The organism is Vibrio satsumensis, assembly GCF_050337435.1.
In the GTDB taxonomy this organism is placed as follows: domain Bacteria; phylum Pseudomonadota; class Gammaproteobacteria; order Enterobacterales; family Vibrionaceae; genus Vibrio; species Vibrio satsumensis.
Map to the genome: position 1 here is coordinate 339,703 of NZ_JAKJSX010000003.1, position 17,481 is coordinate 357,183.

Consider the following 17,481-nt stretch of genomic DNA (forward strand, 5'->3'; position numbering starts at 1 on the left):
ATTAAAGAGCGCCGTAGATTACAGAACTAATAGCCGCTAGACCACATAAAGCTGTAAAGATTTGTACAGGCGCTGAAGTTTTGTACTTAGCCATTGCTGGTACTTTGTTCATTGCGAATACAGGCATTAGGAACAGGATAGCTGCAATCATTGGAGCACCCATTGTTTCAATCATACCTAGGATGCTTGGGTTAACTACCGCAACAATCCAAGTTGTAATAACGATGAACGCTAGAGATGCTTTTTCAATCTTGCTTACTGAAGAACCAGAGCGAGATTTGATTAGACCAACAAGACCTTCGTGAGCACCAAGGAAGTGACCAAAGTAGCTTGAAGTAATTGCCGCGAACGCTACTAGAGGACCCATGTAAGAGATAAGTGGAGACTCGTGAACGTTAGCTAGGTAAGAAAGAACAGAGATGTTCTGTGCTTGTGCTGTTGCTAGTTGCTCTGGAGATAGAGAAAGTACTACAGAGAATACGAAGAACATTACAAAGCCCATCAGCATCATTGCTGCGCCGCCAGTAATTTGGTCAGTTTTCTTAACTGCGTCTTCACCGTATACACGACGTTGCTCTTTAGAGAACTGTGAAATGATTGGGCTGTGGTTGAAAGAGAACACGATGATTGGAATAGCAAGCCAGATAATAGAAGGCATTGTTGACCATTCTGGGCTTACATCCATCATTGAAGTGTTCCAGTCAGGAACTAGGTAGAAAGATAGTGCTAGTAGGATGAATACTAGTGGGTAAACCATCGCTGAAGTTGCTTTAAGCATCAGCTCTTTACCGAATACAACACCTGCTGTCATAGCAAGGATAAGTGCACCAGAAAGAAGAGGACGTGGAATTGATTCCATACCCATTTGGTTTACTAGGAAAGAGTCAACTGTGTTTGTGATACCAACACCGTAGATAAGAACGATCGGGTAGATAGCGAAGAAGTAAGCAAAAGTAATAATGTTTGCGCCAGTCTTACCGAAGTGCTCTTCAACTGTGTCTGTAATATCAGCTTCAGGGTTTTTAGCAGACAGTACGAAACGAGCTAGAGATTTGTGTGCGAACCAAGTCATTGGTGCCGCGATTAAAGCTAGGATAACTAATGGCCAAAAACCACCCGCACCAGCTTTGATTGGAAGGAATAGTACGCCAGCACCAACTGCTGTACCGAATAGTGATAAACACCAGGTAAAATCTTTGTAGTTAAACTTGCTTGAATCTTTAACGGCATTTGCCGAAGAAGTTGTTGTGTTCATGTTAAATTACTCATTTTTTGGGAACAGGAAATAAGTCGGGGCTAATTCTGCAGAATTTTCTTCTACAAAAAATAGATCTAAATCATGTAATGAAACGGCGTGTCACATGATATGCGAAAAACGGATTTTTGATCACGAAAATAGCGTGCCACAGGTGATTTATGCTTATGCCTGGTATTAGTTTTATTAATGCGAAAGGAGGTGTTGTATAGATTTATACCAGGGAAACGTTTGCGTAAAATTGCATTAATAAATCTGTTCCATGGAAAGACTGCTTTTTGTTAACAGAGATTAAACAAAACGTAGTTTCTATGTGATTTGTTGCACTACATGTCGCTGCAGTGATTGAATGATTTGCGCCGTAACGCCCCAAATTAGGTGCTCTTGGAAGGGCATCGCAAAAACACGATGCTTGATTTGTTTGAAGTTAACAGTGTGGCTGTGTAACTTGGCTTGGTCTAAAACATAGGTAGCGGGTACCTCAAAAATTGAGGCAACTTCGTTTTCATCAATGATGGCTTTATAGTCAGGATCGACCATGGCAACAATCGGTGTCACAGAAAATTTACTAATAGTACTCAATGCAGGTAATTGCCCAACAATTTTAACTTGATCCGATCGAATTCCCACCTCTTCATGGAGCTCTCTGAGTGCAGTAAATTGCATAGAAGGGTCAGAAAGTTCGTGTTTACCTCCAGGAAAGCTGACTTGGCCGGGGTGATGCTTTAAATGAGCGGCTCTTTTAGTAAAAATGACATGTAAACCATCTTCTCTTTCAACTAAACCTACCACCACCGCCGCTTTACGTAATTGATCGCCATTGATATGCGAAACACGCTCTACTGACTCTGGGTGATAGCCAACGGTAGGGTTAAGTTGGAATTGTTGAAGGAAGTTTTCTTTATTCATATCAAGCCAATATATTGATTGTTATGATTTTAAGTATAGACATAACAGTGGGTTGATTACCAATACTGAGTTTTTCTTCATTTACTTTCCCTCTTTAATTATGAATTGGGCGTCATGAGGGGTTGTTTACCGATGAATCTCCTCGAAATGACGATTTTTGCTATATTCAATATGTGTATACAGGCGAGCAAGCGTTATCCATGTCATAAAATTGGGTGACGAAACGTAGATTTTTCGTTTAAGAATTTGATAACAATAACTTAGTGGCCCATTCTAAAAAGAAATAGAGGAAAAGGTATGAGATGAAAGGAATCATATTCACCGAATTTTTAGAGCTTGTTGAAGACAAGTTTGGTTTAGAGCTTTTGGAAGAAGTTCTAGAAATGTCAGAAGATGAAGGGATCTACACGTCCGTTGGTAGTTATGATCACAGAGATCTGGTTAAGCTCATCATTAACTTGAGCAAAAAAACGGATATCGATGCTGCAAGCTTGCAACGCGTTTTCGGGCAGTCTGTATTTAAGAACTTACTCGCCTCTTTACCTAATAAAGCGAGCCTTGCTCATAGCAATACCACCTTTCAATTTATTCAGCACGTAGAGCGCTACATTCACGTTGAAGTGAAGAAGCTCTATCCGGATGCTGAGCCACCTGAATTCAGTTTTATTACTACGACCGAAGCACAACTTGTTTTTGACTACAAAAGCGCAAGGTGTATGTCTCACGTTTGTTTAGGGCTTATCGAAGGGTGTGCTGAATACCATGGTGAATCTATTGTGGTAGAAATGACGCCACAAAATGATGACCAAAGCGTGGTTAGGTTTAATCTCAAAGTAGAAAAGTGATATGGATCTGGTATCAGCCCTAGAGAAAAAGCTTAAACGTCAAATTGCTTCACGGAAAGTGGCCGAAGCATTGTTGGAACAAAAAAGTCTCGAACTGTTTGAGGCAAACCAACAACTTGAGCTTGCGCTGCGTCAGTTAGAAAAGCGCTCCAACGCAAATTTACGTCGGATTGAATTCCAAGAACAGATTGATAACCTGTTGATTGATTTCGGTCGTACATTTCTTATGAATGATCTAGACGATGTCATGTTGTCACAGTTGACGGCGAATGTGACCAACAGTTATTTGATTGAAGGCAGTCGCTTGATATTGCCTCCAAAATTACTTCCTCAGCTAAAAACCTACGACTATGGCGATGAAGCTGTCGAGGTACTAGATCAAGATATTCAAGAGCCTCATTGGCAAGGCTGCCTACTTACCGTGCCGTTAGAGGTAGAAAAGGTGATAGTCGGTGCGTTAATAGTGAAGGTCAGGTTGTTAGATCAAGACTATGAATTTATACAGAGTCAACTGGTGTTGGTGACTGATCTTATCTGTAGTGCATTAACTCATCAGCTTGCTATTAATCGAAATGTTGAATCGCGTAAACGAGCAGAGGAGTCCGAAAGGGCAACCCGTGATTTTGTCGCGATGATTAATCACGAATTAAGAACCCCTCTTAATGGCTTACTCGGTAGTGCTGAACTGATCAGTGATACAGAATTAAGTGGATCTCAGCGTGAGATAGTGAATAACCTGAGCCAATCTGGAGAGTTTCTCAGAACCATCATTAATGACCTACTGGATTACAGTAAAATCAATGCGGGAATGCTCGAGTTGATTCCAAAGAAGTTTGCACTGCTTGATTTAAGAAATACCATTGAAAGCATCTTTATTAATCGAGCCAAAGAGAAGCAGCTTGAATTTAATATCAGTGTGGCAACCAATGTTCCTTCTCACTTCAAAGGCGATTTAGAGCGTATCACTCAGTTATTTGTAAACTTAATCGGTAATGCGATTAAGTTTACCGAGGAAGGACATGTAAACGTTGATATCGAATGGCGTGACCAGCACTTCGTTTTCTCTGTAGAAGATACCGGAGTCGGTATTGCTGAGTCCGCTTATAAAACACTGTTTGAACCTTTTACTCAGGCCGATAATTCAAGTAGCCGAAATTATGAAGGCACAGGGCTAGGTCTGGCTATTTGTCGTAAGCTAGTTGGATTGATGCATGGTGATATTAGCGTGACCAGCATCGTGGGAAGTGGGACGACTTTTACTATTGCGCTGCCTTTGCAGGTAATCGATGTTTCTGATGAAAACAGTCGAGTGTCGCAAAATACTGAATCAGATGTCGGCTTGTCTTTATTAAAAGTGCTGGTGGTTGATGATATTAAGATGAACCAGATCATCATCCAACAGATGTTGCGTAAGCACAAGATAGAGCCTGCTATTGCCAGCAATGGAGTCGAAGGGCTAGAGCTTGCTTCAGGTAATGAATATGACATAGTGTTTATGGATTGCAGAATGCCAGTCATGGACGGTTTTGAAGCGACAGAGAAGCTTAGAGAGAAGGGTTACGTTAAATCTATTGTGGCACTCACCGCCGGAACGACGCTAGAAGAGCGCGAACGTTGTATTCAGTGTGGGATGGACGACATTCTTAGTAAGCCTTATACAGCTATCGACCTTAAAGAAATGCTCAAGAAGTGGGGTGCTTCTGCTGTGAAGGTCGTTTAAGCCACGCTAATAACGAGTGATTAATTGTGAACCCCCCTGATTTAGAAACTAAAAAAACCGAAGTGATTTTGCGATCCTTCGGTTTCTTGTTATATCGAGTTTTTGCTAGTTGCAAAGCTGCGGAATGGCGATTAATGACGCTATGCTTAGCAATCTTTAAGTATCGGTAGAATTCGACTCAGCTTATCCAGTGTTTCTTGGTATTCAGAAGCACAATCACTATCAAATACCACACCACCGCCAGCCCAAGCATAAAGCGTATTGTTCTCTGCCACCAAAGTACGAATAGTAATGCTTGTGTCCATTCTGCCATTTCGGCTGATGTAACCAATACTGCCGCAATACGCTGAACGTCGATGCGGCTCTAATTCCTCAATGATCTGCATAGCGCGAACCTTTGGTGCGCCGGTAATTGACCCGCCAGGAAAACAAGCTCTCAGAAGGTCAGTCGCTGAATATTGGTCATCAAGGTCAGCTCGTATCGTGCTAACCAAGTGATGCACAGCAGGGAAGCTCTCAATATCGAACAGCTTTGGCACATGAACCGTGCCCGGTTTTGCCACTCGGCCAATATCGTTGCGAAGAAGATCGACGATCATCAAGTTCTCTGCCTGATCTTTATCGGCGCTTGCTAGGTCCTGCGCGTTAGCGTCATCAATCACGTGGTCGTCAGAACGAGGTCGTGTGCCTTTGATTGGCTTGGTTTCAATCACATTGTCTTTGAGTTCTAAGAAACGCTCTGGCGAAACGCTGATGATTGCGCAGTCGGCCAAACGGATAAAGCCAGAAAAGGGCGCTGAGTTGTACTGCTCAAGCTTTTCGTAAGCCAGCCATTCACTGCCTTGGTATTGGGCATTGAAGCGCTGAGCCAAATTAATCTGATAGCAGTCACCGGATAACAGGTACTCTTGAACACTATCGAACTTGGTCGCGTAGCGCTCTTCACTCATATTGGATTGCCACGGCGCGGTTAATCCAAAGGGCGCATGTGTTACGTTTGATTGAGCCATTTTCTGCATCAGCCAATCATGATGTTCATCGATATTGCTGCCGACAATACACGCCGTTTTCAATTTGTGGTCAACGATCACTGCCCATTCATACAAGCCAACCGCCATGTCAGGTGCTTCAATATCACGCTTTGCGAGTGAAGGAAGTGTCTCTACTCTGCGCCCTAAATCATAACTAAAGTAGCCTAAAGCGCCGCCAACAAATGGCAACTCAGCGTGCTCTTTAGTCGCAGGTAATAACTGTTGCTGATATTGGTCGAGTAGTTCGAAAGGATCAGAGTCTGAAACCTCGCACGTTTCATTAACATTAACGGTTGTTTCTGCACCGATTGTCTCGAAGGTGGCGATGGGTTGAGCAACTAAAATATCGTATCGACTATCAACGTGGCTTTCTGAAGCGGAGCGTAATAGCATAGCCCACGGCAGGTTTTCAATATGGGAAAACAGCTGTTTAGCTAAAGTTGATTGATATTCAAGCGGCTTGATTTGGGTAGAGCGAAATTCGTTGTTATTCATTTGTTTAATTTGTGACAAAGAGTTCGATCACTGCATGGCGTGTGAGAGGAAGCAAGAGTATCATAAATTGAAAATAAAATGGGTTCTTGATTAGAACGGAGTAATCCAAGTGGTTTAGTTTAAAGCTATGCAAGCGATTGCTAAAGCAACTAAATACAGCTCAACACAATAAAAAGCTAAACCACCTAATTCGATTTGGCATATATAGCCAAGCTGTGAACCCACATGGAACCAGAACAATAAAGAGGCATGCAATGACGGTTATTCGTAAGCAAGATGTGATCAGCAGTGTCGCTGACGCACTTCAGTACATTTCTTATTATCACCCTTTAGACTTTGTCCAAGCCCTAGAAAAAGCGTACGAGAAAGAAGAGAGCCAAGCAGCAAAAGATGCTATCGCTCAGATTCTTATTAACTCGCGCATGTCTGCGGAAGGCCATCGTCCAATTTGTCAGGATACGGGTATTGTTACTTGTTTCGTGAACATCGGTATGGATGTTAGGTGGGAAACGGATCAAACAGTACAACAGATGGTTGATGAAGGCGTTCGTCAAGCTTACAACAACCCAGATAACCCATTGCGTGCATCTGTCCTAATGGACCCTGCAGGTAAGCGTATTAATACAAAAGACAACACACCAGCGGTTGTCCACATTAATATGGTTCCAGGCAACAAAGTTGAAATTCAAATCGCGGCAAAGGGCGGCGGTTCTGAGAACAAAACCAAGATGGTTATGCTGAACCCTTCTGATGATATTGCAGAGTGGGTAGAGAAGACGCTACCAACAATGGGCGCTGGCTGGTGTCCACCGGGTATGCTTGGTATAGGCATCGGAGGTACAGCTGAGAAAGCAGCAGTGCTAGCGAAAGAATCTTTGATGGAACACATCGATATCCAAGAGCTTATCGAGAAAGGTCCAGAGAACGCAGAAGAAGAGCTTCGTTTAGACATCTTCAACCGTGTAAACAAACTGGGTATTGGTGCACAAGGTCTTGGCGGTCTAACGACTGTGGTTGACGTCAAAATCAAAACAGCGCCAACGCATGCAGCCTCTAAACCAGTATGTTTGATCCCGAACTGTGCAGCAACGCGTCACGTTCACTTCACACTAGACGGTAGCGGCCCTGCAGAGCTAACACCACCTAAGCTAGAAGAGTGGCCAGACATCACTTGGGAAGCGGGCGCAAATACACGCCGTGTTAATCTTGATGAAGTGACTAAAGAAGACGTACAAGAGTGGAAGACCGGCGAAACGGTTCTTCTATCTGGCAAGATCTTAACAGGTCGTGATGCTGCTCATAAACGTATTCAAGGCATGCTAGAAAGTGGTGAAGGCTTACCAGAAGGCGTCGACCTGAAAGGTAAGTTCATTTACTACGTAGGCCCTGTTGATGCAGTAGGTGATGAAGCGGTAGGTCCTGCTGGCCCAACAACGTCTACTCGTATGGATAAGTTCACTGACATGATGCTGAACGAAACTGGCATTATGGGTATGATCGGTAAAGCGGAACGTGGTCCTGCAACGGTTGAATCAATCAAAGAACACAAAGCGGTGTACCTAATGGCGGTTGGTGGTGCAGCTTATTTAGTCGCGAAAGCAATTAAAAAAGCACGCGTAGTTGCGTTTGAAGATCTCGGTATGGAAGCGATTTACGAGTTTGAAGTTGAAGATATGCCAGTAACGGTAGCAGTTGACTCTAACGGCGTGAACGCACACCAGATCGGCCCTGACACGTGGAAAGTGAAGATTGCTGAAGCTGAGAAGGCGTAATTAACCGAAGCCAAAAAATCGTAATTGTCGCTAACTTCAGCGTTTGAATTGCAATTTTTGACAGAAAGTTGAAGACAAAAGTGCAGCATTATCTGCACTTTTGTCATATTATCAATGATATAGTGATAAACACATAGTTTGATATAAGAACATAGGAGAGAGGAATGCCTCGTTTTATTCAGATCCTACAGATTATCTTGGCAGTGGTGATTGGTGCTTTTGTTGGCTACGACCTGATCTTGAAAGGGATTAGTATCTTTGATAATAAATACGTGACGATTACTTGTGCGCTTTGGCTAATTGCAGAGATTGCACTGTTTGTTATCTACAAGTTGATTGAAGACGATTAAACGTCGGATATCGTGCAAAAATTTTAAAGCCCCTGATTATGAATGTAGTCAGGGGCTTTTATTCATCTAGCATTAAGAATGTGTATTGCATACTAATCACCATAAGTATAAGTATAAGCATAAGCATACAATCTATCCCATCTGGGAAAGAACATAGGCTTGCCTCGCTATTATCATAATCAGCTAGCCTAATTATCACGGAGTCGTTCAAATGAAACACCTAACTCAAGAAATGAGTGACTTTATAAGCAGAGGAACGGATTCTCATATTCGAGTAGCGGTCACGGGGCTTTCTCGTGCGGGTAAGACAGCATTCATTACTTCGCTGGTCAATCAGCTTCTTCATACGTCTACCCATAAAAACCTACCACTGCTTGCATCGGCGAGAGATGGAAGAATTATTGGTGCAAAGCGGATCCCTCAACACAACATGATGATTCCACGTTTCTCATATGATGAAGCGATGGAGTCGTTGAATGCACAGCCACCAGAATGGCCTGTGCCAACGCGTGATGTCAGTGAGATTCGTCTAGCTATCAAATATAAGCCAGCGAAGGGCGCAAAAAAACTACTGAGTAAAAACAGCACCCTTTATCTCGATATTGTCGATTACCCAGGCGAATGGCTGCTTGATTTACCCTTACTGGATATGGATTTTGAAACCTGGAGTCATTCTCAATTCGCTGCGTTGAAAGGGGATAGAGAAACCTACTCGCAAGAGTGGAACGTAATGCGTGGTGATATCGACTTGCTAGCAGAAGCGGACGAAAAGAAACTGGTCGCGATTGCCGATAGCTACACCCAGTACCTTCATACTTGTAAAAGTAACGGACTGCATTGGGTACAGCCGGGTCGATTCGTATTACCCGGTGAGCTTGAAGGCGCGCCTGTGCTGCAATTCTTCCCGTGTATCGCACCTGAGGGTAAGTTCTCAAAAACAAGTAACTATGCGGTACTGAAAGCGCGTTATGAAGAGTATCAACAGAAGGTAGTGAAAGCGTTCTACAAGAATCACTTCGCGACGTTCGACAGACAAATCGTGTTGGTGGATTGCTTGCAACCACTTAATGCGGGCTATGACTCTTTTATGGATATGCGTGGTGCACTTGAACAGTTATTGAAGAGCTTTAAGTACGGTCGAAGCAATATCTTAAGACGCTTATTCGCGCCGAAGATCGACAAGATCTTGTTTGCAGCCACTAAAGCTGACCACGTGACACCGGATCAACATCCGAACTTGGTGTCACTGTTACAACAGATGGTGCATCCGGCTTGGCAACAAGCGGCGTTTGAACACATAGACATGAGTTGTATGAGTATCGCGTCTATTCAAGCGACCAGTGCGGGTTATATCTCGTCGGGCTCAGACAATGTTCCGGCGTTGCAAGGTGTGACTTTGGATAATGTCTCTCAAACCATGTATCCGGGAGAAGTGCCGCGTAAGTTGCCCAATAAACAGTATTGGGAAAGCAACCAGTTTGATTTCACGAGCTTTAGGCCGATGGAGCAACATTCCGATGAGCCTTGCCAACACCTAAGAGTCGACAAGGTTTTAGAGTATCTCATTGGCGACAAGTTGAAGTAATTGAGGCAATCAAAATGAGTGAATTAAAAACAAAGCAGGTCTTTAATGAACCGTTGAAGACCTCTTTTGATGAGCAAGATAAGAACGAAGTTGGCCCGGATTTAGGCGCTCAACAACTGTTCACAGAGCAAGAAAAATTTGTACCTGTCGCACCACAAGTGGAAACTGACCTTGATGGTGAAGCTGAGCAGCAATTGGAACAGGTGATTCGACCGAACAAAACGAAGAAGTGGTTTGGAACGGGCTTACTGGTCGCTTTTTCTGGCCTAGTTGGATGGCAGGCAATTGATTCGGTCATAATCGCGATTCAAACTGCCGATTGGCTTGCGTTGGGTTGGGCTGGCTTTATTGCTGCCATTGCTTCATTGGGTTTAGGCGCAATAGGCAAAGAGCTATGGAAACTGCGCTCGCTTAAAGATCACTTTAGTGTGCAAGAGCAGAGTGAAGAGCTCTTGCAAAGCCAAAGTGTCGGCAAGGGTAAAGCGTTCTGTGAAAACATCGCAAAGCAGGGCGGCATTATTGCTGAGTCTCCAGCTTACGATAAATGGCGAAACAGCATTAACCCAGCACACAGCGATGCTGAAGTGTTGGATATGTACGATGCTCTGGTTGTCGCCCAGCAAGACAAAGTGGCGACTCAAATTGTCACTAAGTTTTCAACCGAATCGGCTGCTTTGGTTGCAGTGAGTCCATTGGCGGCGGCTGATATGTTGCTGGTGGCGTGGCGTAATTTCACTATGATAGATAAGCTTGCTGATGTGTATGGCATTGAGCTTGGCTACTGGTCTCGCATTAAGCTGTTTAAGTTGGTATTAATCAACATGGCAGCAGCAGGGGCGAGTGAACTCGCGATAGACGCAAGTATGGATCTCGTCTCGATGGACTTAGCTGGTAAAGTCTCAGCTCGAGCAGGTCAGGGCTTAGGTGTCGGTATTCTGACTGCTCGATTAGGGTTAAAAGCCATGACATTGCTTCGCCCAATGCCTTGGCATAACGAGCGAAAAGTAAAACTGGCAGACCTCCGCAAAGCCGTTCTTTTAGAAATAAAGCGTATTACTCTCAAATAAAGCATTGAAAGCTCAATAGTTTGAGAAGAAGAGTAAACATATGTTTACTCTTCTTCTTGACTGAACTCAGAGCTTAATCCACACTACTGTCAACTTATCCTGACACCTATAATAGGACTATTTGTGCGTCTTGAAGTATTGTGTGAAGACAGACTCGGCTTAACGCGTGAGTTGCTCGATATCTTGGCCTCAAAAAGCATTGATTTAAGAGGAATCGAAATTGATGTTAAAGGCATTATCTACCTAAACTGCCCTGATATCGATTTTGATGCTTTTAGTGAACTTATGGCTGAAATTCGCCGAATTTCAGGTGTGAAGGATGTACGTAAAATCCAATTTATGCCAAGCGAAAGGCATAATACCGAGCTGATTGCTCTGCTGGCAAACCTACCTGACCCTGTTATTGCGATTGACCTTAAAGGCTCAGTCGATATGGCTAACCACGCTGCGTTGAACCTCTTCAACAAGCAAGAAGACGAAGTGATCGGTGAACCACTAGCGACGTTTGTTCCTAGCTTTAACTTTGCTCGCTGGATCGAAGGTGATGTAACGCGCCATCGTGAAGTTGTCGTGTTGGATGGTTTAGATTTCTCTATTGAGATCCTGCCGATTTACCTTGGTGGTGATGTCAACGAAGCGGTACTGGCGAGCGCAGTAATGACGATTCGTTCTTGTAACCAAGAGATGAACTCGCCAGATTCAATCCCAGAACAGAACAACCTAGGTTTCGAACACTTTGTTGGTGTCTCTAATCGCCATAAAGCCTTGATCAGCCAAGCTAAGAAATTGGCTATGCTGGATCAGCCTCTATTAATTGAAGGCGATACAGGTACAGGCAAAGAGATGTTGGCGAAAGCGTGTCATAACCGTTCAAATCGATCGTCTTTCCCTTTCTTGATTCTAAGCTGTGCATCGATGCCTGATGACGTAGCGGAAACGGAATTGTTTGGTCATGCGCCGGGTTCATTTAACCATGAGCAAGGACATAAAGGTATTTTCGAGCAAGCGAATGGCGGTACCGTATTCTTAGATGAAATTGGCGAAATGAGCCCGCATCTACAAATCAAACTGCTGCGTTTCTTGCAAGATGGTTCATTCCGTCGTGTTGGTGAAGAAGAAGAGATGCACGCTGATGTTCGTATTATTGCATCAACGCGTCATCGTCTTTCTGAATTAGCAGACTCGGGTTCGTTCCGTGAAGATTTGTTCTATCGCTTGAATGTACTGACTTTGTCTATTCCAGCACTGCGTGAACGATCTAACGACGTAGCGCCGCTGTTGGAACTGTTCGTTGCGAAATACGCGCAGCAGTTAGGCATGTTAAAACCAAAACTGACTCAAGAGTTAATCGACCAGCTTGGTAATTACCAATGGCCGGGCAACATTCGTCAGTTAGATAACATGGTTCTACGAGCACTAACAGAGTTAGATTCAGACACGCTAACGGTTGAGCAATTCCACTTACCACAGCTTGAAACCATGACAGCAGGAATGGCGAACTTAAGCTTAGATGGTTCTCTAGATGAGATCATGAAAGACTATGAATCTCAGATTCTAGAGAAGCTTTATCAGTCCTTCCCATCAAGCCGTAAACTAGCAAAACGCTTGAATGTTTCTCACACCTCAATTGCCAACAAACTGCGCGATTACGGTATCAGAAAGAACTGATCAAATAAGAACAAGATTATGGAAGATTTGAGCACACCAGAACGCATTTATAAGCGTGATGGAAACCTGATTCTACGCACCGCTGAGATAGACGATGCGAACATGATCAGCGAGTACTTTCAAACTAACCGAGAGTACCTTAAGCCTTGGGAACCGATTCGCGAAGATGCGTTTTTTGATAGAACAGGCTGGGCGCAGCGCCTAATTAAGCTCAATGAGCTTCATAAAATGGGGCTTGGCTACTACTGTTTATTGATTAATGCGGACTCTAACGAAATGTTAGGGACTATCTCGTTCAGTAATTTGTCCCGTTTCCCGTTCTACGCGTGTAACGTTGGCTACTCATTGGCTCAAAGTGCACAAGGCCACGGTTACATGCGCAGAGGCTTGAATATGGCCAAAGACTACATGTTTGATGTGCAGAACATGCACCGCTTAATGGCGGGCTATATGCCTCACAATGAACGCAGTGCGAGCGTATTGGAACATCTTGGTTTTGTTCGAGAAGGCTTTGCCAAAGACTACCTACAGATTAACGGTAAATGGGAAGACCATGTACTGACCGCGTTAGTTAACCCAAACTGGGAAGACAAACGTAATGTTTAAATAAATAGTATTTAAGCGCACAAGCTAACAACGAATTTAAAGGCAGCGAATATCAAGCGATAAGACATCGCCGCTGTATCAAAAAAGAACATATAGGCATGGTAGATCCATCAGCCTGAGAAGATATTTGAGGAATTTTGATGTCATACACAACTTTGGACGAATACCAAAGAAAATGGATTTTTACTCACCAGTCAATGCCACTGCCAGCTGAGGACTTGGAAAAGATTAAACCAATGACACAGGCGAGAGCATCTCAGTTCTGGAAAGAGAACGTGAGCCCTCAAAGCCCAGATGCAGAACGCCTAAGCTCACAAGACTGGCCAAGCAAAGCATCGAACTGGAATGAAGAGATCAGCTGGATGGCGCATTGGGAAGCGGATGAGCCTGAAATGCCAGAAGAGATTCTTAATTTTATCGATTGGCAAGATGATGTAACTGTTTATTTTTGTTACGAAAAATACAATGTTCTTGAAACCAAATGGGCGATTTTCAAGAAGCATTGGAAAAACTTTTTGTTCTACGATGACGGCCCAATTTTATTAGGTCGCCGTCGTTCAGAAGCACTTTGGTTTGCAACAAACGGTACTGTGAAAATCGGGAACCGAGCATAAGCTGTAGAACGAGTTAAAAGCTATAGAAAAGCGAGCCTAGAGCTCGCTTTTTTGTGCCTGATGATCGCTGAGGATCGTCGATAACGTAATCTGTTTTGCAACTTGTTTTTCGTGGTGTCTGTAGTTGCGTTAAAACAATAAAATTCCAAAATTGAGATCTCTATCTCATTGGTAACGTTGAGGTTTTGTCTCTATTAACTATATTTATAGTACTGCCTTAGTGGAGGTGAAGTATTATGATTTGGGATACTCTCGAACGTGTAAATAAACTTCGCAAGGAAGCAATGGAAGATCCAGAGTTTTTGGATTCAGCAAAAATGCATGAGGAATGGCTTTTAAGCGAAACTCATAATCAATCAAATAAAGGAGCTAAAGAGAAGAAACCGAAAAAACTATCTGACATTTATGAGAATACGGATTTTCCTATCAACCCAACTGGAACTAAACATTAACAATGATTAACTGCAATACGGCTAAGGCTCTTAACCCCAAAGCTGACTATCAACGACACATACCAGCCTTAACCTACCAATAAAAAAGCCACTTTCAACGAATCGAAAGTGGCTTTTTCTTTACTAGTCAGCACTCAAAATAACGAGTTTTAAAACTAGTTATTAATCAGGCTTAATCCACTTGGTAACGCATCACCAAACACACGCTTAGACTCGTTCTCAGAAAGCTCTGTTACTTCACTCACTAGCGTTAACCAAGACTCTGGCACCTTGCTTTGCTTGAGCTTCTCAATCACTTGATTGCGATAGTCGTCAGAGATATCAAACTGACGGTCACCGGTTTTACGACAAATCATCACCGCTGCAAAGGCGATCATTTGCTCTTTATGCCAGTTCTGTTCAAGCAGTTTCGGTAACCACTGTTCAGCTTGTTCTCTAGGAATCACGCTGTGTTGGCTACCATACAAAGGTGTTCTTGATGCTAATCGACCTAGCGCCCACCAGTGCGCTTGTTCAAATTGGTTATGATTAATCGCTTTGCTTAAGAACCAACTTGCCAGCAGTACTTTGTCTTCAACCTCAAGTTGCTCAAGCGACGCCGCTAAACGAACCATAGCTTCATAACCATTGTCTTGCGCATCTTTGGCTGTTTTGGGGTTCTTCATTGCACCTGGGTGAAGGTACTTAGCGATGTCTGCCAAGATACTTTCTTGCTGCTCTTGGTTTAGTCCACCAGCGACACGACGCCAGAATACCCACCAGTCCGTCCAACCTTGATGGTTCTTAAACTGAATGTTCTGTTGGTAAAGGCCCCAAATTTGTTCGATACGCCATGAGTCAGTCGGATCGCCAAAGCCAGGACGTAGCGAGTATCCCGCCAAACGCAGCCAGTTCTTCTCGTGTGCTTCTGAGCGGCGGCGACGCTTACGACCTAATGAGAAGCTATCAAACAGGTGACGAAGGGTCGTGAAGTCCCATTCATCGCGTTTACCTAGTCGCTTCTCAAGATCTTTAGATAGTGTCTTGATCTCTTTCGATTCAGCACTCTTTTTGTTGCCACTGTAGAGGCGAGAAATCAACTCCTTGCACTCTTCCAATCTTGGATGAAGTGTGGAGGCATCAGATTCATCGCCTTGCTTGTTTCTCACTTCAAACTCGAGCAACCAACGCTTAGAGTCATCTTCTGTACTTACACACTCCATTTTCAGTGTGCCGACTTCTGTTAACTGACAAGCGAGTAAAACTTCGACGCGTTCTTTTTGGTTGGCTTGAAGCTCTGCAGTACCTGAGCCTTCCAAGGTCGAAATATAAGGTGGAAGAGGAGAGAACAAATCGGCATCCACATTGACCATCACGCCGTTTTGAATGGCGGTGTCGTGAGCAATTTGATCGTGTGTTGAAGTCAGTAGATTAAATCGTACTGGCTCACCTAAAGTCAGCGAGAAACGACGGCTGTTTAAGCGTATCTCTTGTCCTTCCTCAGTCCCCTTGGCAAGCAGACAAAGTGCTTTGCCCATCTTGTTCTTCTCTTGTAGATGCAAGAAGTAAGAACGAGCGGCACCGCCACCGATTTTCAGTTGCGCGCCACGGCGGGCTTTACCAAAGGCAACCGCGCCAAGGGCAACAGACCAATCTGGATGAGGGTTATCAAGCACTGTGATTGGAGAACCGTTCCAGTTGCCCAGTAGCTGAGTGATTCGCTCAGTGACCAATTCACTGTTGAACACACCACCATTGAGTAGTACGCCAACGGGAATTGCAGGTTTGGTGTCATCGAACTCAATCGAGTCTGAGTTTTCCAGAGCGGCTTTAGACACTTGTTGGTGAGTTGCTAGGAATTCTGCCACATGCTTACTCACCGCAGGGTCAGCCACGTAAGGCAGGCCAAATTCAACAACAGCACTGCGGCGTTTGTCTGGCACTTCTGTAAACTCAGAAAGCGGGAAGAAACCTTCCAATGCGATTTGATGAACTTCTTGTTTGGTTAAACCAATACTCTTAGTTCCGCCAAGTAGTTTAGAACCGCTACCTAGCATGGTGATCTTCACATCATCTGGTGCATTGGCAGAAAGCAGGCTCTCTTTTGCAGCGCGAGTCTGCTGAATCAGTTTGGTTAGGCTAGAGGCATTCAGCTTTTTGTTTTGATTGAAGCGTTGCTCAGCAAGGTGAGCAAGTGCTAAGTCGAGGTTGTCACCACCGAGCATCAAGTGTTCGCCAACGCCGATACGGTCGAGTGCGAGCTCGTTATTACCGTCGCTATTCGCATCGAACTTGGCTTCAATTAAGCTCAAGTCGGTGGTACCGCCACCAACATCACACACTAGAATCAGTGGGATCTGTTGAAGTTCATCTGCTGCGGTTTGTTGGTGACGTGCATACCAGTCATAACAAACGGCTTGCGGCTCTTCGAGTAACAGAATCTTACCTAAGCCTGCTAGTTCTGCTGCTTCGAGTGTTAGTTTATGTGCTGTCTCATCGAATGAAGCGGGAACGGTAACCACAACATCTTGGTCTTCAAGCTTATTGCTAGGATTACGGTAGTTCCATGCTTGGCGAATGTGATTCAGGTAGCTCGCACTCGCGACAACCGGCGATACTTTATCGACATCAGCTGCGCCAGCCCAAGGGAGGATGTCTGAGCTACGATCAACCGCTTGGTGTGATAACCAACTCTTCGCACTTGATACTTGGCGGCCTTCAACCTTAGCGCCCAATTCACGCGCCCATTCACCGACGATAACATTTTTGATATCGCCTTCAACTGGGCTTGGTTCCCACGGCATCGTCAGGTCAGAAGGGGAGATTTGACCTTGTGCTGGGTGGTAACGAAATGATGGAAGTAGAGGCTTGCGAACCACTTCACCGGGGCCGATGAGTTGGTCAATATCGAAAAGAGAAACGGGAGCATGTTGTAGGTCGTCGTTGATTTCACAGTAAGCGACAACCGTATTCGTTGTGCCTAAGTCAATGCCGACTAAAAAACGAGGAGTTGCCATACAAAACCTTATTCTTCCAGAGTGATGACCAGTGTGTTGATAGCTTTGGTCTTATTGTTGTTATTCGTATACGTCGTTCCTGAGAAACAGGCAGAACTGGGTTGGAACGGTATTGA

At 44.1% G+C, this 17,481-nt stretch carries 14 protein-coding genes; 10 read left to right on the top strand and 4 right to left on the bottom strand.

The genetic code is table 11. From position 1 onward, the window contains the following. Window position 1: 1 nt before the first annotated feature. Window positions 2-1,255 (bottom strand): aromatic amino acid transport family protein, encoded by a 1,254-nt coding sequence (locus L4C44_RS01685; protein WP_076652937.1) that lies wholly within the window; start codon window positions 1,253-1,255, stop codon window positions 2-4. A 309-nt stretch (window positions 1,256-1,564) separates the two neighbouring features. After that, window positions 1,565-2,164, bottom strand: a complete 600-nt coding sequence (locus tag L4C44_RS01690; RefSeq protein WP_428804212.1) for a CoA pyrophosphatase — start codon at window positions 2,162-2,164, stop codon at window positions 1,565-1,567. 302 nt (window positions 2,165-2,466) lie between these two features. Between L4C44_RS01690 and L4C44_RS01695 the strand changes: the two genes are divergently transcribed. Together L4C44_RS01695 and L4C44_RS01700 are read left to right on the top strand one after the other, a co-directional pair. After that, window positions 2,467-3,009, top strand: coding sequence for a heme NO-binding domain-containing protein (locus L4C44_RS01695; protein WP_146491313.1), 543 nt, complete (start codon window positions 2,467-2,469; stop codon window positions 3,007-3,009). Between the two features lies 1 nt (window position 3,010). After that, window positions 3,011-4,729 carry an ATP-binding protein gene (locus L4C44_RS01700; RefSeq protein ID WP_428804213.1) on the top strand — a complete coding sequence of 573 codons (1,719 nt, stop codon included), beginning with the start codon at window positions 3,011-3,013 and terminating at the stop codon, window positions 4,727-4,729. A 146-nt stretch (window positions 4,730-4,875) separates the two neighbouring features. Here the strand turns inward: L4C44_RS01700 and pabB are convergent, their stop codons facing one another. Then, window positions 4,876-6,255, bottom strand: a complete 1,380-nt coding sequence (pabB, locus tag L4C44_RS01705; protein WP_428804214.1) for an aminodeoxychorismate synthase component I — start codon at window positions 6,253-6,255, stop codon at window positions 4,876-4,878. Window positions 6,256-6,509: 254 nt separating this feature from the next. On the opposite strand from pabB, the gene L4C44_RS01710 reads away from it, so the two are divergent. From L4C44_RS01710 to L4C44_RS01745, 8 genes are all read left to right on the top strand, one after another. Continuing rightward, the gene (locus tag L4C44_RS01710; protein WP_428804215.1) at window positions 6,510-8,027 is read left to right on the top strand and encodes a fumarate hydratase; all 1,518 of its coding nucleotides are present in this window, start codon (window positions 6,510-6,512) and stop codon (window positions 8,025-8,027) included. A 164-nt stretch (window positions 8,028-8,191) separates the two neighbouring features. Beyond that, complete coding sequence (locus L4C44_RS01715; protein ID WP_004734731.1) at window positions 8,192-8,377, top strand: hypothetical protein; 186 nt, start codon at window positions 8,192-8,194, stop codon at window positions 8,375-8,377. Window positions 8,378-8,588: 211 nt separating this feature from the next. Continuing rightward, window positions 8,589-9,962 carry a YcjX family GTP-binding protein gene (locus tag L4C44_RS01720; RefSeq protein ID WP_285954028.1) on the top strand — a complete coding sequence of 458 codons (1,374 nt, stop codon included), beginning with the start codon at window positions 8,589-8,591 and terminating at the stop codon, window positions 9,960-9,962. Window positions 9,963-9,976: 14 nt separating this feature from the next. Beyond that, window positions 9,977-11,029 (top strand): YcjF family protein, encoded by a 1,053-nt coding sequence (locus L4C44_RS01725; RefSeq protein ID WP_285954029.1) that lies wholly within the window; start codon window positions 9,977-9,979, stop codon window positions 11,027-11,029. A 123-nt stretch (window positions 11,030-11,152) separates the two neighbouring features. Further along, window positions 11,153-12,697: a transcriptional regulator TyrR gene (gene tyrR / locus L4C44_RS01730; protein ID WP_019822554.1), complete on the top strand. Its 1,545-nt coding sequence runs from the start codon at window positions 11,153-11,155 to the stop codon at window positions 12,695-12,697. A gap of 18 nt (window positions 12,698-12,715) precedes the next feature. Continuing rightward, the gene (gene rimJ / locus L4C44_RS01735; RefSeq protein WP_428804216.1) at window positions 12,716-13,303 is read left to right on the top strand and encodes a ribosomal protein S5-alanine N-acetyltransferase; all 588 of its coding nucleotides are present in this window, start codon (window positions 12,716-12,718) and stop codon (window positions 13,301-13,303) included. A gap of 140 nt (window positions 13,304-13,443) precedes the next feature. Then, window positions 13,444-13,917, top strand: a complete 474-nt coding sequence (locus L4C44_RS01740; RefSeq protein WP_048664809.1) for a DUF2947 domain-containing protein — start codon at window positions 13,444-13,446, stop codon at window positions 13,915-13,917. A gap of 236 nt (window positions 13,918-14,153) precedes the next feature. Next, on the top strand, window positions 14,154-14,369 hold the full coding sequence (locus L4C44_RS01745) for a hypothetical protein (RefSeq protein WP_012604204.1): 216 nt from the start codon (window positions 14,154-14,156) through the stop codon (window positions 14,367-14,369). Window positions 14,370-14,524: 155 nt separating this feature from the next. On the opposite strand, the gene L4C44_RS01750 is transcribed toward L4C44_RS01745, so the two are convergent. After that, entirely contained in the window at window positions 14,525-17,365 is a 2,841-nt protein-coding gene (locus L4C44_RS01750; protein ID WP_428804217.1) for an Hsp70 family protein, read from the bottom strand. Between the last annotated feature and the right edge of the window lie 116 nt (window positions 17,366-17,481).